This is a genomic window from Cellulosimicrobium sp. NPDC055967 (assembly GCF_042269845.1).
In the GTDB taxonomy this organism is placed as follows: domain Bacteria; phylum Actinomycetota; class Actinomycetes; order Actinomycetales; family Cellulomonadaceae; genus Cellulosimicrobium.
Window position 1 is genome coordinate 436,586 of the sequence record NZ_JBHJYJ010000002.1, and the last position, 23,144, is coordinate 459,729.

The 23,144-nt window shown below is 73.0% G+C and carries 13 protein-coding genes and 1 riboswitch; of the genes, 3 read left to right on the forward strand and 10 right to left on the reverse strand.

Features of this window, described 5'->3' with window-relative positions; all coding sequences use genetic code 11:
- Nucleotides 1-29 precede the first annotated feature (29 nt).
- A riboswitch (ZMP/ZTP riboswitch) is annotated at nt 30-140 on the reverse strand.
- Between the two features lie 49 nt (nt 141-189).
- Nucleotides 190-708 carry a GNAT family N-acetyltransferase gene (locus ACFC2L_RS04745; protein WP_205205356.1) on the reverse strand — a complete coding sequence of 173 codons (519 nt, stop codon included), beginning with the start codon at nt 706-708 and terminating at the stop codon, nt 190-192.
- A gap of 104 nt (nt 709-812) precedes the next feature.
- On the opposite strand from ACFC2L_RS04745, the gene purU reads away from it, so the two are divergent.
- Nucleotides 813-1,733 (forward strand): formyltetrahydrofolate deformylase, encoded by a 921-nt coding sequence (gene purU / locus ACFC2L_RS04750; protein WP_375823141.1) that lies wholly within the window; start codon nt 813-815, stop codon nt 1,731-1,733.
- A 144-nt stretch (nt 1,734-1,877) separates the two neighbouring features.
- Here purU and ACFC2L_RS04755 read toward each other — a convergent pair whose 3' ends face one another.
- The 8 genes from ACFC2L_RS04755 to ACFC2L_RS04790 form a co-directional block, all read right to left on the reverse strand.
- Nucleotides 1,878-2,990, reverse strand: coding sequence for a substrate-binding domain-containing protein (locus tag ACFC2L_RS04755; protein WP_375823142.1), 1,113 nt, complete (start codon nt 2,988-2,990; stop codon nt 1,878-1,880).
- A gap of 82 nt (nt 2,991-3,072) precedes the next feature.
- Nucleotides 3,073-4,362, reverse strand: coding sequence for a multiple monosaccharide ABC transporter permease (gene mmsB, locus ACFC2L_RS04760; protein ID WP_375823143.1), 1,290 nt, complete (start codon nt 4,360-4,362; stop codon nt 3,073-3,075).
- A gap of 50 nt (nt 4,363-4,412) precedes the next feature.
- On the reverse strand, nt 4,413-5,972 hold the full coding sequence (gene mmsA / locus ACFC2L_RS04765; protein WP_375823144.1) for a multiple monosaccharide ABC transporter ATP-binding protein: 1,560 nt from the start codon (nt 5,970-5,972) through the stop codon (nt 4,413-4,415).
- 413 nt (nt 5,973-6,385) lie between these two features.
- Nucleotides 6,386-6,877, reverse strand: coding sequence for a GNAT family N-acetyltransferase (locus tag ACFC2L_RS04770; RefSeq protein WP_375823145.1), 492 nt, complete (start codon nt 6,875-6,877; stop codon nt 6,386-6,388).
- Between the two features lie 136 nt (nt 6,878-7,013).
- Complete coding sequence (gene pulA / locus ACFC2L_RS04775) at nt 7,014-13,205, reverse strand: pullulanase-type alpha-1,6-glucosidase (RefSeq protein ID WP_375823146.1); 6,192 nt, start codon at nt 13,203-13,205, stop codon at nt 7,014-7,016.
- A 286-nt stretch (nt 13,206-13,491) separates the two neighbouring features.
- A complete protein-coding gene (locus tag ACFC2L_RS04780) occupies nt 13,492-17,133 on the reverse strand; it encodes an ATP-binding cassette domain-containing protein (protein WP_375823147.1) in 3,642 nt (1,213 codons plus the stop codon).
- A 149-nt stretch (nt 17,134-17,282) separates the two neighbouring features.
- The gene (locus ACFC2L_RS04785) at nt 17,283-18,269 is read right to left on the reverse strand and encodes a malate dehydrogenase (RefSeq protein ID WP_375823148.1); all 987 of its coding nucleotides are present in this window, start codon (nt 18,267-18,269) and stop codon (nt 17,283-17,285) included.
- Nucleotides 18,270-18,420: 151 nt separating this feature from the next.
- Nucleotides 18,421-19,638, reverse strand: coding sequence for an NADP-dependent isocitrate dehydrogenase (locus ACFC2L_RS04790; RefSeq protein ID WP_375823149.1), 1,218 nt, complete (start codon nt 19,636-19,638; stop codon nt 18,421-18,423).
- A 373-nt stretch (nt 19,639-20,011) separates the two neighbouring features.
- Between ACFC2L_RS04790 and ACFC2L_RS04795 the strand changes: the two genes are divergently transcribed.
- Nucleotides 20,012-21,157, forward strand: a complete 1,146-nt coding sequence (locus ACFC2L_RS04795; RefSeq protein ID WP_375823150.1) for an aquaporin — start codon at nt 20,012-20,014, stop codon at nt 21,155-21,157.
- Between the two features lie 70 nt (nt 21,158-21,227).
- Here ACFC2L_RS04795 and ACFC2L_RS04800 read toward each other — a convergent pair whose 3' ends face one another.
- On the reverse strand, nt 21,228-21,656 hold the full coding sequence (locus tag ACFC2L_RS04800) for a DUF3017 domain-containing protein (RefSeq protein WP_087471405.1): 429 nt from the start codon (nt 21,654-21,656) through the stop codon (nt 21,228-21,230).
- Nucleotides 21,657-21,710: 54 nt separating this feature from the next.
- Between ACFC2L_RS04800 and ACFC2L_RS04805 the strand changes: the two genes are divergently transcribed.
- Nucleotides 21,711-23,087: an NAD(P)/FAD-dependent oxidoreductase gene (locus tag ACFC2L_RS04805; RefSeq protein ID WP_375823151.1), complete on the forward strand. Its 1,377-nt coding sequence runs from the start codon at nt 21,711-21,713 to the stop codon at nt 23,085-23,087.
- Nucleotides 23,088-23,144 lie beyond the last annotated feature (57 nt).

A 23,144-nucleotide genomic window follows, 5' to 3' on the forward strand; every position in this document is an offset into this window, starting at 1 on the left:
GCTCGCCGGGTACGCCCCACCAGGGGGTGACCCGGGGCCCAGGCGAACGACCCGTCGTCTGCACAGCGTGTCGCTCCCCGGTGGTGATCCACCCTGCCCGGGCGGAGATCCACCGGGCGGCGCCAGTCGCGACGCGTCGATCCTAGCGCACGGCCCGCGGGCGAGCCCCGGGCTCTCGCCCGTCGCCCGCTACTCCTGCCCGACGGCGTCGGACTCGTTGCGCGCCTCGGCCTCGCCGAGGATGCGGCGCAGGTAGGTGTAGGTGAGGTCGCCGGCGGCCTTGTCGTACTGCTCCTCGTACCCGTGCTTGGTGTACATCGCGAGGTTCTGCTTGGAGTCCTTGCCCGTGAAGACCCAGATCTCCGTGGTCTGCTCCGGGAGGTACGGCAGCACCTCGAAGAGCATCTGCGTACCGATGCCGCGGCCCTGCATGTCCGGCGCGACCGCGAGCCGCCCGAGCGTCGCCTTGCTGTCCTCGATCTCGACGCGGACCGAGCCGACCAGGCGCGGGCCGAGCCACGCCCCGATCGTCACGACGTCCTCGCGCGCGAGGTCCTCGCGCAGCTCGTGGAGGGTCTGGGTCAGCGGGGGGATGTTGGGGTCCTGGTAGAGCTGCGCCTCGGTGACGAACGCCGCCCGCCGCAGGGTCAGGAGCTCACCGGCCTCCGCGTCGTCGACGAGGCGGGTCGTGATCTGCGCGTCGTTCATGGGGACATGGTGTCAGACATCGCACGGCGCGACCGCGCGTGCCCGGATGATGTCCGGCCGAACGGCGGCCTCCTCGCCGCCGAGACGCGGCTACCCTCTGAGGGGTGTCCACGACAGATCCCCGTGGCGCCGACGTCCCCGACACCTCGGCGCTCCGCACCGCGCAGCCCCCGACCGGCGACCCCACGCACTGGGTCCTCACGCTCTCGTGCCCGGACGGGCCGGGGATCGTCCACGCCGTCGCCGGCGCGCTCGCCCGGCTCGGGGGCAACATCACGGAGTCGCAGCAGTTCGGCGACCCGCTCTCGGGGCTGTTCTTCATGCGCGTGCAGGTCGAGGCCGCCGCGGAGCGCGCCGAGATCGAGCGCGCGGTCGAGGAGGTCGCGGCGCGGTTTGCGATGACGTGGCAGCTCGACGCCGTCGGGCGTCGCGTCCGCACGCTGCTCATGGTCTCCAAGGCGCCGCACTGCCTCGTCGACCTGCTCTACCGCGAGCGCTCGCAGGGCATGCCCATCGAGGTCGTCGGCGTCGTCGGCAACCACCGCGACCTCGAGGACATCGCGACGTTCTACGGCAAGCCGTTCCACCACGTCCCCGTGACCCGGGACACCAAGGCCGACGCCGAGGCGCGCCTGCGCGGGCTCGTGACGGAGCTCGACGTCGAGCTCGTCGTCCTCGCGCGCTACATGCAGATCCTCTCGGACGAGCTGTGCCGCGAGATGCCGGGGCGCATCATCAACATCCACCACTCGTTCCTGCCGAGCTTCAAGGGCGCCCGCCCGTACGCGCAGGCGCACGACCGGGGCGTCAAGCTCATCGGTGCGACGTCGCACTACGTGACGGGCGACCTCGACGAGGGCCCGATCATCGAGCAGGACGTCGAGCGCGTCGACCACTCGCGCCGGGTCGAGGACCTCGTCGCGATCGGCGAGGACGTCGAGCGCCAGACGCTGGCGCGCGCGGTGCGCTGGCACGCGGAGCACCGCGTGCTCCTGGACGGGCACCGCACCGTCGTCTTCCGCTGAGCCGTCGCCGCCCCGGGCTCCCCGGCGACCGGCACCGCTCCCCTGCACGACGGCGGCCCCTGCCACGTCCGAGGACGTGACGGGGGCCGTCGCGCGGCGGCGTGCCGGTACGCCGCCGTCTCCCGGTCGCTCAGAGCGAACGGGTCACTTGGTGAGCTCCTCGAGGGTGGGGTCACCCGCGTAGACCTCGGCCGCGTTCTCCTGCGTGACGATGATCGGCTCGAGGAGGAAGGCCGGGACGACCTTGACGCCGTTGTCGTAGGACTCGGTGTCGTTGATCTCCGGCTCCTCGCCCGCCTGGAGCGCCTTCACCGCGTTGATCGACTCCTCGACGAGCTTGCGCGTGTCCTTGTAGATCGTCGAGTACTGCTCGCCCGCGACGATCGACTTGACCGACTCGACCTCGGAGTCCTGACCGGTGATGACCGGGGTCTCCTTGCCGGCCTGCTTGGCCGACGTGAGCGCCGCGCGAGCGAGGGTGTCGTTCGGCGACAGGACGCCGTCGAGCTCCTTGTCGGAGTAGCTGCCCGAGAGCACGGTGTCCATGCGCTTCTGCGCGTTCTCGGCCTTCCAGCCCTGCGTCGAGACCTGCTCGAACGAGGTCTGGCCGGACGGGATGACGAGCGTGCCGTCCTCGATCTTCGGGTCGAGCACGCTCATGGCGCCCTCGAAGAACGGCGTCGAGTTCGCGTCGTCGGACGAGCCGGCGATGAGCTCGATGTTGTACGGGCCCTCGCCCTTGCGCTCGGCCAGGCCCTGGAGCAGCGCCTCGCCCTGGAGGACGCCGACCTGGAAGTTGTCGAACGCGATGTACTCGTCGACGGCGTCCGTGTTCTTCACGAGACGGTCGTAGGCGATCACGGTCGCGCCGTTGTCCTTGGCGTTCTTGAGCTGGCTGCCGAGCTGCGACCCGTCGACGGCGCCGACGATGATGACCTTCGCGCCCTGCTCGACCATGGCGTCGATCTGGCTCTGCTGCTCCGAGACGCCGCCGTTGGCGAACTGGACGATCGGCTTGAAGCCGGCCTCGGTCAGGCCGTCGTTGAACAGCTGCTCGGCGAGCACCCAGTTCTCCGACGTCTTCTGCGGGAGCGCCACGCCGATGGTCGCGCCCTCCTCGAAGCCGGCCGCCGCGGACTCGCCGCCACCGGACGTCTCTCCGCCACCCGACTCGCCCCCGCGGTCGGAGGAGCAGCCGCTGAGCACGAGCGCGCTCGCGGCGGTGAGCGCCAGGAGCGTCGTGGTGAGCTTCTTCATGGGTACCACTTTCTTGTCGGGCATCCGTCGTCGGATGCGGTCAGGGTGTCGTGCGGTGGGTGGGACGTGAGAGGTGCTCGGGTCAGCCCTTGGCGGCGGTGGCCCCGGCCTCGACGGGGACCTCGGCCTGGAGGTCGTCGGCGCCCGTGACGGCGCCCGTGCCCTTGTCGCGCCGCGACGGGAAGATCAGCGCGATGATCGACGGGCGACCCTGCACCTTGTTGTAGACGTCGAACGCCACGGCGGCGAGGAGCACGAGGCCCTTGATGATTTGGGTCAGGTCGGAACCGACGCCCATGAGCTGGAGGCCGTTGTTGAGGACGGCCATGACCAGACCACCGATCACGGACCCGACGACCGTGCCGACACCGCCGGAGACGGCGGCGCCGCCGATGAAGACGGCCGCGATCGCGTCGAGCTCCCACATGTTGCCGTCGAAGGGGCCCGACGCCGTCGAGCGGCCGATGAAGATCATCCCGGCCAGCGACGCGAGGATCGACATGTTCATCATGACGAAGAAGTTGGTGCGCTTGATGTTCACGCCGGACAGCGCCGCCGCGGCGCGGTTGCCGCCCACCGCGTAGACGTGGCGACCGGTGATGGTCCGCGACGCCACGAACTGGTAGACGACGACGAGGAGCACCAGGACGAGCGCGGGCACCGGGAACGACGTGCCGACACGGCCCGACCCGTAGAGGTACGTGAGGTAGGCGATGACGGCGCTGAAGAGGACGACGCGCGTCACGGCGACCGAGGTCGGGACCGGCTCGGCGCCGAGCTTGCGGGCGCTCGCGCGGCGGCGGAGCTCGGACCACACGACGAACGCGATCGCGACGATCCCGAGCAGCAGCGTCGAGTTGTTGAGGCCCGTGTTCGGACCCCACTCGGGCAGGTAGCCGCCGCCGAGCGTCTGGAGCTCCTGCGGGACGGGGACGGTGTTCGAGTCACCGATGAACTGGTTGAGGCCGCGGAAGAGCATCATGCCGGCGAGGGTCGTGATGAACCCGGGGATGCCGACGTAGGCGACCCAGAAGCCCTGCCACGCGCCGATGACCGCCCCGACGCTCAGTCCGAGCAGGATGCCGAGCCACCAGGGGATGCCCCAGTCGCGGATCGCGAGGGCCACGATGATGCCGGTCACCGCGGCCACCGACCCGACGGACAGGTCGATGTGGCCCGCGATGATCACGAGGACCATGCCGATGGCGAGGATGAGGATGTAGGAGTTGCCGTTGAGCAGGTTCTGCGCGTTGCTCGGCGTGAGGACCCGCCCGCCCGTGGCGACCTGGAAGAAGATGATCAGGGCGAGGAGCGCGAAGAGCATGCCGAACTGGCGCGCTCCCCCGCTCAGCAGCTGCTTGATGGACGACATCGTCGGTGGTTCCTTCTCGGTTGCGATGCGGTGGCTGGGTGGGGGCGCGCTCAGGCGGCGGCGTCGGAGGGTGCGTCGCCGGGCGTGCCGGTCATGAGGCGCATGAGCCCCTCCTGGGTCGCCTCCGACCCGGGGACCTCGCCCGTGATCCGCCCCTCGAAGACGGTGTAGATGCGGTCGCACAGACCGAGGAGCTCGGGCAGCTCGGACGAGATGACCACCACGCCGCGGCCCGCGTCGGCGAGCTTCTGGACGAGGCCGTAGATCTCGTACTTGGCGCCCACGTCGATGCCGCGCGTCGGCTCGTCGAGGATGAGGAGCTCCGGCTCGGTATACATCCACTTGGCGAGCAGGACCTTCTGCTGGTTGCCGCCCGACAGCTTGGAGACGCCCTCGTGCACGCTCGGCGCCTTGATGGAGAACGCCTTGCGGTACGACTCGGCCGCGACGAACGCCGCGTCCCGGTCGATGACGCCCGCCTTCGCGATGCGCGGCAGGTTGGCCGCCTGGATGGTGCCGAGGATCGTGTCGAGCAGGTTCAGCCCCAGCGCCTTGCGGTCCTCGGGGACGTAGGCGATCCGGTTCTCGATCGCCGAGAGCACCGTGGGCAGGGACACCTCGCGGCCGTCGATGCGCACGACGCCGGACTTGTAGCGCCCGTACGACCGCCCGAAGAGGGACCGCGCGAGCTCGGTGCGGCCGGCGCCCATGATCCCGGCGAAGCCGACGATCTCGCCGCGGCGGACGTGGAACGTCGAGCCCTTGCACACGTAGCGGCCCGGCACCTCGGGGTGCTCGACGGTCCAGCCCTCGACCTCGAAGAACGTCTCGCCGATGGAGGGCGTGTGCTCAGGGAAGCGCGACTCGAGCGAGCGGCCGACCATCCCGCGGATGATCCGGTCCTCGTCGACCTCGTCGCCCTGGACGTCGAGGGTCTCGATCGAGCGGCCGTCGCGGATGATCGTGATCGAGTCGGCGATCTCCTCGATCTCGTTGAGCTTGTGGGAGATCATGATGCTCGTCAGGCCCTTGGACCGCAGGCCGCGGAGCAGGTCGAGCAGGTGCTCGGAGTCCTCCTCGTTGAGCGCCGACGTGGGCTCGTCGAGGATGAGCAGGCGCACGTCCTTGGCGAGCGCGCGGGCGATCTCGACGAGCTGCTGCTTGCCGACGCCGATGCTCTTGATCTGGGCGTCGGGCGACTCCTGGAGGCCGACGCGCGCCATGAGCTCCTCGGCGCGCCGACGGGCCGCGCCCCAGTCGATGCCGAACGCACCCTTGACCTCGTTCCCGAGGAAGATGTTCTCGGTGATCGAGAGCTCGGGGATCAGCGCGAGCTCCTGGTGGATGATGACGATCCCCGCGTGCTCGCTCGACCGGATGTCCTTGAACTGGACCTCCATACCGTCGTAGTAGATGTCGCCCGAGTACGTCCCGTGCGGGTACACGCCCGACAGCACCTTCATGAGCGTCGACTTGCCGGCGCCGTTCTCGCCGCAGATCGCGTGGATCTCTCCGGCCCGCACCCGCAGGTTCACGTCGTCGAGGGCGCGCACGCCCGGGAACTCCTTGGTGATGCCTCGCATCTCGAGGATCACGCGCTCGTCCGTCATCGGACCTCCTCCTGCCGAGGACAGCTCGCCGGGCACCTGTGCCCCGCGGACCCGGACACCCTCAGCGCCGTCCGAGCGGGCCTGACGTTATGCCGGTCACGTTCTTGGCGTCAACTCCTGAACGCAAGGATCCGGAGAACTGTGACCAAACAGCGACCTTGGTCCCACGGCGACCGGCAGAACGGCCGTTGATGTGAGCGTAAACAGAGGGAGAACGCTCCCACGCGGTCAGGAACTGAAGACGTGAGAGCGCTCTATGCGACAGGGAGGGTTTCCCCGCGGGACGGCAGCCGGCGGTCGCGGTGGCAGAGGCGATCGCAGTCGCAGTGGCGACCGCTGTCGCGGTGGCGGTCGCGGCCGTGGTGGCGAGCGCGGTGGTGGTGGCGGTCGGGTGGAGCGAGACGGCCGCGGGCCTACCGCGGCGGGAGGGAGAGCTTGAAGCCCTCGTGCGACTGCTCGTACCCGAGCGCGCGGTAGAACCGGTGCGCGTCGGTCCGCTGCTTGTCGGACGTGAGCTGGGCGAGCGCGCAGCCGCGCGCGACGCCCCACGCGTGCGCCCACGCCATCATGGTGCGACCGACTCCCTGCCCCCGCAGCCGCCGGTCGACCCGGACCGCCTCGACGAGGAGCCGCGACGCTCCGCGTCGCGAGATCCCCGGGACCACGGTGAGCTGCATCGTGCCGACGACCTCGCCGTCGAGCTCGACCACGACCAGCTCGTTGTTCGGGTCGGCGTCGATCGCGGCGAACGCCGCCTCGTGCGCGGGGCCGACCTCCCCCGTCCGGGCCCGGGCGATGGCGTCGTCCGCGATGAGCGCGACCACGCGCGGCAGGTCCGCGGCGACGGCCGTGCGGAACGCGAGGCCCGGCGTCGGCCCGACGGCGGGCGGGGACGAGGTGGTCACGGCCAGCGACCGTAGCACCTCGCCTGCCGAGGTAGAGCCATGGTCAGCCGAGGTAGAGCCGGGTCTGCCGAGGTAGAGCCCTGGTGATGACCAGGGCTCTACCTCGGCGAACCAGGGCTCTACCTCGGCGGTCGGGTCAGGAGCAGGTGAGCTCCTCGTGGGCGACGGTGAAGGTCGAGGTGACCTCCTCGCCGTCGACCACCGCGGTGGCCGTGACGACGGCCTCCCCCGCCGCGGCGGTCTTCGCCCGCGTCGCGAACGACTGGTAGGCGTTCTTCCCGGCCGCGACCTTCGAGAACCCCTTCTCGCCGAACGGCGTGGAGAGCGTCAGGTCCACCGGCACGGCGCCGTCGTTGGTCGCGCGGACCGCGACGTACGCCTTGCCCGCGAGGCAGCGCGGCTGGACCTCGACCGAGACGGGCAGCTCGCCGCGCGCCTGCGGCTGGACGAGCACCGCGACGGTGCGCCCCGGGACGGTCACGGTCCCCGTGGCCGCGTCCCAGGTGGTGCCCTGCACGACGGCATCGCTCCCGGTGGCCTGGACCGGCGAGAGCACGTACTCGCGGCCCGCGAGCGCCGCGAGCGGGACCTCGACCTCGTCGGGCGACGCGTTGAACACCGCGAGCAGCCCGTCGAGCGCGGGGTCGACGTCGGCACCGACGGTGTCGTCGACCGACATCGCGACGACGCCCGGGACCTGGTCCGCCCCGGCGCCCGGGAAGGTGACCTTCTCCCGGATGAGGTCCGCGTCGCCGAGCCGGAAGAGCTCGGTCGAGTGCCGCAGCCGCAGGAGGTCCTGCGCCTGCGCCGACGCGGTGGCGATGTCGTCGGGCGACGGCGTGAGCGCCGGGTCCGCGAGGAGCGGGGCCATGAGAGGCCACTTGTCCTCGTTGTCGGCCGCCATCGGCAGGCCCTTGCCGAAGCCGTTGTCCTGCCCGGTCCAGTCGATCGCGTTGAACCAGTCGCCCGAGTCGTAGCTGTTGCGGTCGAGCGACTTGGACCGCAGCAGGTCCGTGCCCGCGTGCCAGAACGACGGCGTCTGGGAGAGCGCGGCGGTCGCGAGCGAGACCGTGTTCATGCGCACGCGCTCGTCCATCGGCGTGTCCGCCGGGAGCTTGAGCGTGAGCAGGTCGAACAGCGTCTCGTTGTCGTGCGCGTCGACGTAGGTCACGACCTCCTCGGGCGAGTCGGCGTAGCCGGCCGGCACCCCGCGGTAGTCGATCTCGTCGCCGCGCTTCTCCTCGCCCGTCGACGTGACGAGCGTGTAGTCGCGCAGGTTGCCCGCGAGGCCGAGGCGCACGAGGTCGGTCTGGTGACCGAGGTCGGTGAGCTCGTCCGCGGACCCGTCGTTGACGGTCCCCGGCTCCCCCGCCCGGGCGGGCTGCCCGTTCGGGTCGGTCGCGAGGCCCGTGCCGAAGCCCTGCGTGAACGTCGACGCGCCGTCGACGGGCGAGCCGCCGTGCACGGCGTCGCGCAGCCGGTCGGAGAAGGTCCCGATGCCCGTGCCGCCGAGCTGGCCCTGCGTGGCCTGCTCGAACAGCGCGTTGCCCGCGACCTCGCCGAAGTCCCAGCCCTCGCCGTACAGGTAGACGGACTTCCCGTCGACGCCGTCCTCGGCGAGCGTGAGCTCGTCGAGCGCGGCCCGGACGTCGAGCATGTTCTGCTTCGAGTGGTGGCCCATGAGGTCGAAGCGGAACCCGTCGACGCGGTAGTCCTTCGCCCACGTGACGACGGAGTCGACCATGAGCTTGCCCGCCATCGCGTGCTCGGTCGCGACGTTCTGGCAGCACGTGCTCGTCTCGACGGAGCCGGTGGTCGGGTTCTGCCGGTGGTAGTAGCCCGGCACGACCTTGTCGAGGACGGACTTCGCGTCCTGCCCGCTCGCGGCGGTGTGGTTGAACACCTGGTCGAGCACGACCTGCAGCCCGGCGTCGTGCAGCGACCCGACCATGGTGCGGAACTCGGCCACGCGCGCGCCGCCGTCCGCGTCCACCGCGTACGACCCCTCCGGCGCGGTGAAGTGCCACGGGTCGTAGCCCCAGTTGAAGCCGTCCTGGCCCTGCACCGCCGCGACGGCGGCCTGCTGCTCGGGCGAGTCGGGCGCGAACCCGGTGAGGTCGCCGGTCGTGGCCTGGGCGGCACGGTCCTCGGGGATCGAGGCGATGTCGAACGTCGGGAGCAGGTGCACCGTGGTGAGGCCCGCGTCCGCGAGCTCCCGCAGGTGCGTCATCCCGGCCGAGTCCTTCTCCGCGAACGCGAGGTAGGTGCCGCGCCGCTCGGCCGGGACCGTCTCGTCGGAGATCGAGAAGTCCCGGACGTGGAGCTCGTAGATCGTCTGGTCCACCGCCCGCTCGACGACCGGGGCGGGCGTGCCCTCCCAGACGCTCGGGCGGAACGCGGGGTCGTCGAGGTCGACGGCGACCGAGTGCGTGGAGTCGAGCGTCAGGCCCACCGAGTACGGGTCGGTGACGACGTTCGTCTCGACCTTCCCCGTGCTCGGGACGTAGACCTGCACCTCGTAGAGGTAGCGCGCGCCCTTCCAGCCGACGGCCGCGCCGCCGAGCTTCTTGTCGGCCGCCTTGCCGTCGAGCGTCCACGTGCCGTCGGGCTGGCGCGCGGCCTCGAACCGGCGCGGGTCGTCGTCGAGCGACGCCCCCGCGGGCCACGCGAGCACCGAGACGGACTTCGCCGTCGGCGCCCACAGCGCGAACGACGCCCACTTGCCGTTGGCGTGCCACGAGACGCCGAGCTCGCGCTCGGCCGCGTCCTGCGCGAACAGGTCGTCGACGACGCCCGGCACCTGGACGCCGGTCGCGGCCGTGAGCGCGCCGCCGTCGGAGCGGGTCACGAGGAGCTGGCCCGTGAGAGCCTCCTCGACCGCCGAGCGGTCCAGCGGCTCGCCGTCGTCGAGCACGCGCAGCGCGGTGTGCCCGGCGAGCGCCGGGAACTCCGCCGCGACGTCGTCGGGCAGGCCCGACGGGTCGACCTGGAGCGTGTACGACGCCGTGCCCTCCGGGGCCTGCACCTCACCGTCGGCGGCGCCCGGGGTGACCGAGAGCCCGCCCTCGGGAGCGGCCCACAGGGTCCACTCGTCGCCCGTGCCGAGGTCGCCCGGCCACGCGACGACGCCCTCGCGCACCCAGTGCGCGGCCTGCTGGCCGGTGCCGGGGAGCGGCGGGTTCGCGACGTCGATCGTCAGGACGTGGGTCGCGAGGTCGTAGGAGAACGTGACGTTCTCGCCGTCGCCCACGGAGAACTGGTAGTTCGCCCCGTCGGGCGCACCGCCCACCCCGTAGTTCTCGGCCCAGCTCAGGCCGTGCGCGACCTTGCCCTCGTACGCGCCGGCCGCGAGGCGGTCGGTCGACCAGGTGTAGGTGCCGTCGCCGTCCGGGTCCTTGAGCCAGGACGCGAGGCAGTCGGGCGCCCACGAGCCGGCGCAGCCCACCTGGTCCTGGAAGGAGCCCGCGAGCGTGACGATCGGCCCCTGCGCGGTGCTCGAGAAGTCCTTGCTCACCGGGTCCCAGTAGAACGTCACGGGGCCGCCCGTCGTCGTGTACGTCGCGTTGCCGCCGTCCTGTACACCACCGACGCCGTAGTTCACGGTCCACGACCCGTTGAGCGCGACCTTGTACTCGTACGTCCCGGCCGGGACGTCGAACGTGCCCGCGTAGACGCCGTCGGCGCGCTTCGTGAGCTTGGCCGCCTCGCACGCCGGGGCCCAGTCGCCCGCGCAGCCCATGGCCGCGTTGTGGCTCCCGGGCACGGTCACGAGGTCGATCTCGGGCTCGGGCTCCTCGCCCACGACCCCGCTCACGTCGACCCCGACGCTCGCGAACGTCGACGCGGCGGCGCGGTCGCCGTCGGCGTCGGTCGTCACGGCGCGGTACTCGACCAGGGTGCCCTCGGCCAGGCCCGCGACGTCGTGGAAGACGCGCGGCGCCGTGTCCTCGGCGGTGCCGAGGGGCTGCCACTCGGCGCTCCCGACCTCGCGCCACGCGAATGACGTCTCGGCCCACGCATCGGCGTCGACCGTGGCCGTCACGGGCGCGACCCCGGTGACCGCTCCCCCGGCGCGCGGCACGGTGACCGCGATCTCGCCCGACGAGTCCGCGCCGACCTCGCGGTCGGCCCGCAGCACGACGGTGCCCGTCGCCGGGACGGTCAGGGTGACGACGCCGTCGACGTCGGCGGTGACGGGCTGGGCCGACTCACCGTAGAGCACCTCGTACGAGGCGCCGGGCGTGAGGGTCGTGAACGTCGCCGTCCGGTCCTCCGCCGCGTTGTTCAGCGCGACGAGGTGCTCGACCTTCTCCGCGCGGTCCACCCGGCTGAAGGCGTATACGCCCGCGCCGTTCTCGACGTAGCGCTCGACCTGGGCGCCGTCGGCCAGCGCCGGGTGCGCCTCGCGCAGCGCGGCGAGCTCGGCGATGTGCGCGTAGAGCGGCGCGTCGGTGCCGAAGCGGTCGACGCTGCCCGCCTGCTCGCCGGTGACGAGAGGCTGGTCGGCATACTCGTCGACCTGCGTCGCGAACAGGGTCTGGCGGGCGTCCTTGTCGCCGCCCGTCCCCGCGAAGCCCTGCTCGTCGCCGTAGTACACGACCGGCTGCCCGCGGGTCAGGTACATGAGGTCGTGCGCGAGCTCGTCGCGCGCGAGCGGGTCGTCGGTGCTCGCGAGCATGTACCCGACGCGCCCCATGTCGTGGTTGCCGAGGAACGTCGGCAGCGCCTGCGCGTTCGTCGTGGGCGTCGTGTACATGTCGTCGCTCGCGAAGAGCGAGGCGAGGCCCTTGGCGCTGTTGCCGCTCGCGAAGCTCGTCGCGGCCGACTGGAACGTGAAGTCGAGCGTCGAGCTCATGTCGGTCTTGCGCACGTAGGGCGAGAGCTTCGCCGCGTCGGCGTCGTACACCTCGCCGAACATGAAGAAGTCGTCCTTGCCCTGCGCGTGCGCGTAGTCGAGGACCTCGGTGGTCCACGTCTCCCAGAACTCGAAGTTCACGTGCTTGACGGTGTCGATGCGGAAGCCGTCGATCCCGAGGTCGATCCAGTCCTGGTAGACGTCGACGAACCCGTCGACCACCGTCGGGTGCTCCGTCATGAGGTCGTCGAGGCCGTCGAAGTCCCCGTACGTCACGGACTCCCCGGTCCACGTCGAGTTGCCGCGGTTGTGGTAGAGCGTCGGGTCGTTGAGCCAGGCCGGGACCTTGAGGTCCTCCTTGCCTGCCGGGACGACCGGCGTGTACGGGAACGACGTCGCGGCGTCTAGCGCCGGGAAGTCGCCGGTGCCCGCGTGGTCCGCCGGGTCGAACACGGTGCCCTCGGCGTCGCGGTACGGCGACGTGGCCTGGTCGACGTACGAGTACTGCTTCTCCTCGTAGTCGATCACGTCGGCCGTGTGGTTCGTGATGATGTCGAAGTAGACCTTGATGCCGCGGTCGTGCGCCTCGTCGATGAGCGCCTCGAGCTCGGCGTTGGTGCCGAGGTGCGGGTCGATCTGCGTGAAGTCGGTGATCCAGTAGCCGTGGTAGCCCGCCGACGCGTCGGCGCCCATCCCCTGGACCGGCTGGTTCTTGAACGACGGCGTGAGCCAGATCGCCGTCGTGCCGAGGCCCTCGACGTAGTCGAGGTTCTGCCGCAGGCCCGCGATGTCGCCGCCCTGGTAGAAGCCCTTGTTCGTCGGGTCGAACCCGGACACGAGCGGGTCGTCGCCGAGCCCCGCGGTGTCGTTCGACGGGTCGCCGTTCGCGAACCGGTCGGTCATGACGAAGTAGAACCGCTCGTCCGACCCTGGCTGTCGCACGGGAGGCACCACGAGGTCGGCGTCCTGCGCCTCGTCGTAGCCGCCCGCGAGCCCGAGCGGCGTGAGCGCGATGCGGTGGGTCGACTCGTCGAACGTGACGCGCACGGTCGCGTCGCCGCCGAGCACGAGGGGCGCGTCGTCCTGTCCGCCGTCGCGCCCGTACGCCTCGTCCCAGGCGTCGTCGTACGCGACCTTGTACTGGTACGTGCCGGCGGGCACCTCGAAGTCGGCGGACCAGACGCCGGCGGCGTCGGTGGGCGCGAGCTCGGTCGCCGCGCACGCGGGGTCCCAGTCGGCGGGGCAGCCGAGCTCGGACTGGAGGTCGCCCACGAGGGCGAGCGTGCGCTCGTCGGCCCCCGCGGCGGGTACCGCGAACGCGGCGAGCGTGACGCCCGCCAGGCCGGAGGTGGCGAGCGCGACGGCGGTGACCGACGCCGTCGTACGGGCCCCGCGCGAGCGGCGGGGCGACGGGTCGGATGGGTGGGGCGACGGGATGCGCGGAACGCGGCGACGTCGCGGCGTGGAGGTCATGAGGACTCCCTCGTCCGGTGGCTGGTGCGGGACCGCACGCGTGAGCGGGCAGGGCCGACAAGACCACGGGCGACGGGACCAGCAGCGGACGACGTCGACCGCGGCTTCCTCAGCGTACGGCTGAGCCGAACTGTACTGCTTGCAGAAACTTGCAGCAAGGTTCGGTAACCGGGGCTCGGCGCACCTCCGCCGCACGGCCCCCGGAGACGCCGAACCCGGGGTCGCTCCTCACGGAACACGTCCGGTGAGGAGCGACCCCGGGTTCGGCGGGGAGCGGGAGGGGAGGTCAGCCCGCCAGGTGACCCCAGCGCGGTGCCAGGTCGCGCCACGGCCCGACCTCCGCGACGCGGCCCTCGTCGAGCACGACGACGCGGTCCGCGCGCGCGAGCGCCGCACGCTTCGACGTCGCGCCGATCACCGTGGTCCCGCGCTCCCGGAGCGAGGTCCACAGCTCGATCTCGGTCGCCGCGTCGAGCGCGCTCGAGACGTCGTCCGCGAGCAGGAGCTCGGCGTCGGTCGCGAGCGCCCGCGCGAGGGCGAGCCGCTGCACCTGACCGCCCGAGAGCCGGACGCCGCGGTGCCCGACCAGCGCCTCGTGCCCCCCGGCCTCGACGACGTCGCGCTCCAGGCGCGCGGCCGCGACCGGGCCGTGCACGTCGCGCTCGTGCCCGAGGCGCACGTTGTCGGCGAACGACCCCGAGAGCACGCGCGGGACCTGCGCCACGTGGGCGACCTGCCCCGGCCGCAGGAACGTCTGGGCGTCGACGACGTCGGTCCCGTTCCACCGGATGTGCCCCGTGTGCTCCATGAGGCCCGACAGCGCCGAGAGCAGGCTCGACTTGCCCGCCCCGACCTGCCCGAGCAGGAGGACCAGCTCACCGCGACGCACCGCGAGGTCGACACCCTGGACGCCGATCGTGCCGTCGTCGTGCAGCGCGGTGACGTCGGCCAGCTCGAGCCGCTCCAGCGGCTGACGCGGGCCCGGGTCGGGCACGGGGGCCTCGCCCGTGAGGAGGTCGACGCCGGGTGGCAGGTCCATGAGGTCCGTGCCCGCGGCGAACCGGCTCGTGGCGCGCTGCCACGAGCGCGTGCCGGGCGCCTCCGTCACGACCGCCCCCGCGACCACGCCGAACCAGCCGAAGCCGGTCACCGCGTTGGCGACCAGGAGCGCCGTCGCGAGGTCCCACGTGCCCGCGAGCAGCCCGGCCCACGCCGCCACGACGCCGAGCTGGATCATGACGAGCGGGACGCCGTCGAGCGCGGCCTGCACCCGGTGCTCGAAGATCGCGGCCCGCACGCGTCCCCCGTCGACGTCGCGCAGGTGCGCGTGCACCTGCGGCGTCCGCGCGGCGAGCTTGACCGTGCGCGCCGAGTCGAGCGCGGAGACGAGGGCACGACCGAACCGGGCGCGCGCCGCGGACGACCGCGTGGCCGACCGGCCGGCGATCGGGCGCCCGAGCGCGGACGCCGCCGCCGACACGACCATCACGGCGAGCAGCACCGCGCCCGCGAGCCACGACCCGCTGAGCAGAGCCGTGACCCCCGCGATGACGAGACCGTTGACGAAGTCGACCCACCGGTCCGCGTACCGGACGAAGCGGTCGGCGTCCATGGCGCGCGCGACCACCTCGCCCGGGGGCGTCGCCGTGAGCCGGTGCTGGCGCGTCTGACCGGCCATGACGGCCATGCGCACGCGCAGCAGCACCTCGATCCACCAGCGAGGGTAGACGTACAGCGCCCAGGCGAGGCACAGCGGCGCGAGCACGAGGAGCACGGCGAGCGGCACGAGCAGCTGCGCCGGGAATCCCTCGTCCAGGTCCTGCACCGCACGGCCCCAGAGGAAGCCCGTGACGGCACCCTGCGCCGAGACGAGGCTCGTCGCCAGGAACAGCAGCGCACCCACGACGCCCCACGCGGGGCGCACGAACAGCGCGTGCAGCACCCCGCGTGCGAGGCTGGGCCCGTCGCCCGGGTCCGCGAGGACCGGCGGTTCGCCCCGCCGTCGACGACCTCCGACGGACTCCGCCGTGCGGTCCGCGTCCGCGTCGTCGGGTGCGCCCGGCACAGCCGGCCCCGGGGGCGCGACGCTCGCGCCGTCGCCGTCGAGCAGGGGCTCGCCCGCACCGGGGTGCGTGCCGTCGGCGCCCGTCGCGGCCTCCTCGGCGACGCTCGCCGCGAGGAGGTCGCGGTACGGGCCCGCGACGCGGGCGAGCGCCGCCCGCTCGCCCTGCTGCACGACCCGGCCGTGGTCGAGGACGGCGAGCAGCCCCGCGCGCTCGATCGTCGTGAGGCGGTGCGCGACGAGCACGCCCGTGCGCCCGGCGAGCAGCCGCTCCGAGGCCGCGACGACGCGCGCCTCCGTGAGGGGGTCCATGCGCGCGGTCGCCTCGTCGAGCACGACGACCTGCACGTCGCGGACGAGCAGCCGCGCGAACGCGACGAGCTGCTCCTCCCCCGCCGAGAGCGACGTCCCGCCCGGGCCGAGCAGCGTGTCGAGGCCGTCGGGGAGCCCCGCGACCCAGTCGTCGAGGCGCAGCTCGCGCACCGCGGCCTCGACGTCGGCGCGCGGCACGTCGGCGAAGAGCGCGACGTTCTCCGCGAGCGTGCCCGCGAGGATCTCGGTGCGCTGCGTCACGACCCCCACCGCGGCGCGCAGCGCCTGCAGGTCCAGGTCGCGGACGTCCACACCGCCCACGAGCACCGCGCCGCGCGGCGGCTCGACCGCGCGCGAGAGCAGCGACGCGAGGGTCGACTTGCCCGAGCCGGTCCGCCCCACGAGCGCGACCGTCTCGCCCGCGGGCACCCGCAGGCTCACGCCGTCGAGCGCGAACGTGCCCTCGGCGTAGGAGAAGTGGAGGTCGCGCAGCTCGATCCCCACGGGCCCGTCGGGCAGCGCCTTCCCGCCCGCAGGCTCGGGCTCGACGGCGAGCATCTGCCGGATGCGGGTGAGCGCCCCGATGCCCTCCTGGATGTCCGGCAGGTGGTGGACCAGGTTGTCCACCTGCCCGACGAACATCGCCGTCACGAGGAACAGGGTGACGAGGCGGTCGACGCCCAGGTCGCCGTCCGCGGCGAGCGCGGCACCCGCGACGGCCACGCCCGCGAGCAGCGACGCGAGGACCAGCCCGGCACGCCGCAGCATGCGCGACTCGATCACGAGCACGGCCTGGAACTTGCGGTGCACCTGGGCCGAGCGCTCGGCGAGGCGCCGCACCGCGAACGACTGGCCGAGGCTCGTGCGCAGGTCGTCCCGCGCCGCGACCGACTCCTCGAACGCCGCGGCGTGGTCCGTCCACGCGGCCTCCTCGATCACCTTGCGGCGCGCGATCTCGCCCAGCATGGGACGCACGATGACCGCCGCGACGGCGCCGAGCACCGGGAAGAGAAACCAGGCCGGCCACCAGGTCAGGCCCGCGACGACCCACATCGGCAGCACGCCGACGACGGTGCGGCCAGCGCCCCAGAGCTGACGGCGCACCAGCGTGCCGACCGCGTGCGTGTCGTCGTCGACGCGGTCGAGCACCTCGCCGACGGCCTGCTCCGTGAGCGTGGCGAGCGGCTGGTGGAGCGCGGCCGTGAGCAGGTCGCCGCGCAGCCGGCCCTCTGCCCGGTCGACGACACCCGCCCACACGACCTGGCCCGCGGTGTCGAGCAGCGCAGCACCGACGACGCACAGCGCGAGGAGCTGGAGCGTCGCCGTCGTCGGGTCGTCCGCGAGCCAGCCCGCGATGACGGTCCCGAGCGCGGCACCGACCGCCCCGAGCGTGAGCGCGACGAGCGCGACGACGGCCAGCGGCCCGCGCAGGCGCCGCCAGTCCAGGCGGCGAGCAGGGTCGACGGGGGCGCGCGACGCACCCGCCGTCGTGGTGGTGTCGGGGACGGTCGGGGGGTTCGGGGGCTGCTCGGTCGGCAGGGTGGCGTCGATCATGGCCCGTCGACCCTACGGTGGCCCACCCCCGCCGACGCAGCGTTTTTTCGACCCGCCAGCCACCCCCGAACGCCCCGCACCGCCGCCCCCGACCCGTCCCGGTCCGCCGCGGTCCCGCGGTCCCCGGACCGCGGGACCGGAGCCCGAGCTCAGACGAGCCCGAGCTGCTCCACGGCCTGCCGCTCCTCCTGGAGCTCCGCGACCGACGCGTCGACGCGCCCCCGCGAGAACTCGGACAGCTCGACGCCCTGGACGATCTCCCACGACCCACCGCGGGACACCACCGGGAACGACGAGATGAGGCCCGTCGGGACCCCGTACGACCCGTCGGACACGACGCCCGCGCTCGTCCAGTCGCCCTCCGGCGTCCCGAGCACCCAGTCGTGCACGTGGTCGATCGCCGCGTTCGCCGCCGACGCCGCCGACGACGCGCCGCGCGCGTCGATGATCGCCGCGCCGCGCTTCGCGACCGTCGGGATGAACGTGCTCTCGAGCCACTCGCGGTCCTCGGCGAGCCGCGCACCCGGGGTCCCCGCGACGTCCGCCTGGAAGATGTCCGGGTACTGCGTCGCCGAGTGGTTGCCCCAGATCGTCACCTTGCGCACCTCCGACACCGGCACGCCCGCCTTCTTGGCCACCTGCGTCAGCGCGCGGTTGTGGTCCAGGCGCGTCATCGCGGTGAAGCGGTCCTTCGGCACGTCCGGCGCGTTCGACGCCGCGATGAGCGCGTTCGTGTTCGCCGGGTTGCCGACGACCAGGACCCGCACGTCGTCGGCCGCGCCCGCGTTGATCGCCTGGCCCTGCGGCTTGAAGATGCCGCCGTTGGCCTCCAGCAGGTCGCCGCGCTCCATGCCCGGGCCGCGCGGGCGCGCGCCCACGAGCAGCGCGACGTTCGTCCCGTCGAACGCCGGGGTCGGGTCGTCGAAGATGTCGATGCCGGCGAGCAGCGGGAAGGCGCAGTCGTCGAGCTCCATCGCGGTGCCCTCGGCGGCCTTGACGCCCTGCGGGATCTCCAGGAGGCGCAGACGCACCGGGGTGTCGGGGCCGAGCATCTGGCCCGACGCGATACGGAAGAGCAGTGCGTAGCCGATCTGACCGGCCGCGCCGGTCACCGTCACGTTCACGGGGGAAGTCATGCGCTCACTCTCCCACAACGCGACCCGCCCGGACGCTCGGGGCGGCACGCCCGCGAGGTGCCGCCGTCGGCTCCCGCGTTCCCGGGGGACGACGACGGCGGCACCCCCTCCGCGAGGGGGCGCCGCCGTCGGGCGTGCGAGACGGGCGGGATCAGCCCAGGCGCGCCTTGAGGTTCTCGTCGAGCGCGGCGAGGAACTCCTCGGTCGTCAGCCACTGCTGGTCCGGGCCGACGAGGAGCGCGAGGTCCTTCGTCATCTGGCCGGCCTCGACGGTCTTGATGACGACGTCCTCGAGCGTCTGCGCGAACTCGGTGACCTCAGGCGTGCCGTCCAGCTTGCCGCGGTGCATGAGGCCGCGGGTCCAGGCGAAGATCGACGCGATCGGGTTGGTCGACGTCGGCTTGCCCTGCTGGTGCTGGCGGTAGTGGCGCGTCACGGTGCCGTGCGCGGCCTCGGCCTCGACGGTCTGGCCGTCCGGGGTCATGAGGACCGACGTCATGAGGCCGAGCGAGCCGAAGCCCTGCGCGACGGTGTCGGACTGGACGTCGCCGTCGTAGTTCTTGCAGGCCCAGACGTAGCCGCCCTCCCACTTCATGGCCGAGGCGACCATGTCGTCGATGAGGCGGTGCTCGTACGTGAGGCCCTTCGCGGCGAACGCCTCGGCGAACTCGGCGTCGAACACCTCCTGGAAGATGTCCTTGAAGGCGCCGTCGTAGGCCTTGAGGATCGTGTTCTTCGTCGAGAGGTACACGGGGTACTCGCGCTGGAGGCCGTACGCGAACGAGGCGCGCGCGAAGTCGCGGATCGACTCGTTGAAGTTGTACATGCCCATCGCGACGCCGCCCTCCTCGGGCATGGTCACGACCTCGAACTTCTGCGGCTCGGAGCCGTCGGCCGGCTCGAACGTCATCGTGATCTTGCCGGGGCCCGGGACCTTGAAGTTCGTCGACTTGTACTGGTCGCCGTGGGCGTGACGGCCGATGATGATCGGCTTGTTCCAGCCCGGCACGAGGCGCGGGATGTTGGAGATGATGATCGGCTCGCGGAAGACGACGCCGCCGAGGATGTTGCGGATCGTGCCGTTGGGCGAGACCCACATCTTCTTGAGGCCGAACTCCTCGACGCGCGCCTCGTCGGGCGTGATCGTCGCGCACTTGACGCCCACGTTGTACTGCTTGATCGCGTGCGCGGCGTCGACGGTGACCTGGTCGTCCGTCGCGTCGCGGTTCTGGATCGACAGGTCGTAGTACTTGAGGTCCACGTCGAGGTACGGGTGGATGAGGCGGTCCTTGATGAACTGCCAGATGATGCGCGTCATCTCGTCGCCGTCGAGCTCGACGACCGGGTTGACGACCTTGATCTTGCCCATGCGCAGATCGCTCCAACTGTCGGGGACTGGTGCCCCCGGGAGCCGGACGGCGACCGTGCGGCCCGTGGGGCCCGGTCCGTCGCACACAGGGGCGTTGCTGACCGCGGTCCAGGGTACTCGACTTCTCGACGTCAAGATACTTTCGCGGTTCCCGGCGGACCGACCGCATCGTGAGACGAGCCGTCCGTTCTCAGGTGGAGCACCGCTGATTTCCACACATCTCCCGGGTGGTGGTGGCAAGATGCCCCCAGATGCCGGAATGGCCGGGCACTCGGTCAGGCATCGTGCCGTCGTCCCGACCGCCTCCCGGTGCCGCACCGTGGCGGTCGGGCCGGGACTGCCCGAAGTACCCACCGAACCAGACAGGATCATCATGTCCCAGGACACCACCGCTCCCGGCGCGCCGGAGGGTCTCGTCGACGCCCCGCGCCCCGCGCCGACGGAGGCCGTCGCCGTCGTCCAGCCCAGCCTCCTCGCGCGTCTCGGCGCCGAGGTCTTCGGCACGTTCTTCCTCGTGCTCGCGATCGTCGGCGTGGCGATGTGGGTGCGGTTCTTCAACGGCAACCTCGTCCTGGCCGTCGCCCTGGCCGGCGGTCTCTCGCTCGTCGCCGCCGTCGCGGCGGTCGGCCACGTGTCCGGCGGGCACTTCAACCCGGCGGTGACCCTCGGTGCCGCGATCGGCGGACGCACTGCGTGGCGCGACGTGCTGCCCTACTGGCTCGCCCAGCTCGTCGGCGCGCTGCTCTCCGGCGTCGTGCTCCTGGCGACGATCCCGCGCGCCACGCTCGACGTGCTCCAGCAGAACCAGCTCCTCGACGAGGCCACCACGGGCGCGCTCTTCCGCGCGACCGCCAACGGCTACGAGTCGCACTCGCCCATCGTCGGCACCTTCGGCGGCGCCGCGCAGCAGCTCGGCCTCGAGGTCACGCTGCCGCTGCTCGGCGCCCTCCTCATCGAGGCGATCGGGACCGCCGTGTTCGTCGGTGTGATCCTCGGCGTGACCGACTCGCGGACCCGCAGCACCGTCGCCCCGATCGCGATCGGCTTCGCGCTCGGCGTCCTGATCCTGGTCGCGGCCCCGTTCACCAACGCGTCGCTCAACCCCGCCCGGTCCACCGTCTCGGCCGTCTTCGGCGGTGACTGGGCGCTCAGCCAGCTCTGGGTCTTCTGGGTGGCGCCGCTCCTCGGCGGTGCCATCGCGGGCCTGTTCTACCGCGCGTTCGCGTTCGCCCCGAAGCAGGACGACCTCCTCGGCGAGGACCAGGTCGTCACGCTGGCGGACGCTCCCGCCGCGGGCGCCGTGCCCGCCGACCCCGCGACCGCGGGTGCGGGCGCTGCCGCTGCGGGCGCCGCCGGCGTGGGCGCGGCGGCCGCCGTGATCGAGGAGGAGGTCGTCGTCACGGACGAGAACGGTGACGTCGTCGCCGTCGAGGAGGTCGTCGAGGTCGTCGAGGCGGACGAGCCCGAGGCCCCGACGGCGGACGGCACCCCCGGCACGGGCGAGGCCCCCAAGGCCTGACGTCCCGCACGCCCGACGGGCCCGGACCGCGACCGCGGTCCGGGCCCGTCGTCGTCTGCCGACGCAGGGTTCAGATCTCGCCCTGGTCGAGGGTCAGCGCGAGGAACGCCATGACGACGGCGGGCGCGAGGAAGAAGAAGACGTCCAGCCCGCGCGAGCGCACGGTGATCCCCACGGGACCCGGGCCCGGGACGGCCGCACGGCACACCCCGGCCACGGCGAGCAGCCCGGCGAGCGTGAAGCAGCCGGCACGCGCGCCGACGAGCACCGCGACGAGCGTCGAGACCGCGACGCCCGCGAGCACGAGCCACATCGCCGGCTGGCGCGACGGAGCGAGGCTCGCGGGGGGTTCCGGGACCGGCGGCTGGGTCTCGTCGTCGGGTCGCGCCCCCGCGGGGGGCTCCCCGTCTCCCGGCTCGTCGTCGACGTGGTGCCACGCCGGCACGAGCGTGGCCGGCGGCCGGTGCCGCGTCCCCCCGTCCGCGGTGACGTCGGTCACGCTGCTGCACCTTCCACGTCCGGAAGCCTACCGTCGTGGCCTAGCGTGACGTGCATGTCGTCCGCCGAGCCGCCGGTCCTCCCGCCACCCACCGCGCACCGCGCGTCCCCTCCCGCGGCGGACCCGGGGCCGCCCGCGTCGGTCGTGGTCGTGGGCGCGGGACTGGCCGGCGCCCAGACCGTCGGCGCGCTGCGGCGTCGGGGGTTCGCGGGGCGCGTGACGCTCCTCGGGGCGGAGGGCGTGGGCCCCTACGACCGGCCGCCGCTGTCGAAGGAGCTCCTGAGCCGCCCGAGCCCTGCGTGGCTCGCCGAGGACCTCGGCGTGGACGTCGAGACCCTTGCCGACGAGGTGCGCCTCGCCGACCCGGCGGTACGGCTGGAGCGTCGCTCGGCGCCCGAGGGCGGCGCGTGGGAGCTCACGACCCGGTCGGGCGAACGCCGCACCGCGGACGCCGTCGTGCTCGCGGTCGGCTCCACGCCCGTGCGGCCCGACGGCTGGAAGCACGCCCGCCTCCTGCACACCGTCCGGGACGCCGAGGCCCTCCGCGACGCGCTGCGGCCGGGGCTCCGCCTCGTGATCGTCGGCGCGGGCTGGATCGGCGCCGAGCTGGCAGGGGTCGCGGCGGGCGCGGGCGCGCGCGTCACGGTCCTCGAGGCGGCGTCGGCACCGCTGCGGCGCCAGCTCGGACCGGCCGTCGGCGCGCACCTCGCGCCCTGGTACGCGGCCGTCGGCGCCGAGCTCGTGACCGGCGCCGCGGTGGCGGAGGTCCGGCCCGACGGCGTCCGGCTCACCGACGGGCACGAGCTGCCGGCCGACCTCGTGCTGGCCGCCGTGGGCGCCCGCCCCGCGACGGACTGGCTCGACGGGGCCGTCCCGCGCGACGTGCGCGGCAGCGTCCCCGTGGACGCCACCGGCGCCGTGCCCGGGCTGGACGGGCTCTGGGCCGTCGGCGACTGCGCGACGCGCGAGCACCCACTGCTCGGCGCGGTGCCCGGCGGCCATTGGTCCGCCGCCCTCCACGACCCGGACGCGACCGTCGCCGCGCTGCTCGGCGACGAGCCCGACGGCCCCGGGCACGCCCCCTACGTGTTCTCCCAGCAGCTGGGGCACGACCTCGCCCTGTTCGGCGTGCCCGCCGAGGGCGACGACGTCCTGTTCCGGGGCGACCCGTCCGGCGGCACCGGCGGCCACGAGGGCTGGGCCGCGTTCTACCTCGCCCCGGGAGCGGCCCCCGACTCCCCCTCGGACGGCGGCACGACGGCGGACGGCGGCCCGGAGCGCCGGGTCACCGAGGTCCGGGCGGTCCTCCTGGTCGACTCGCCGCGCGACGTCGGCCCGGTCCGCAAGGCGATGAACCGCACCGGGCACCTCCTCGTCGACCTCGACGTCGCGCTCGACCCGGCCCGCCGCCTCCGCGACGCCCTGGTCTGACGCCCGGTGCGCGACGGCCCCGCCGGTCCGGAGACCGGCGGGGCCGTCGAGCAGGGC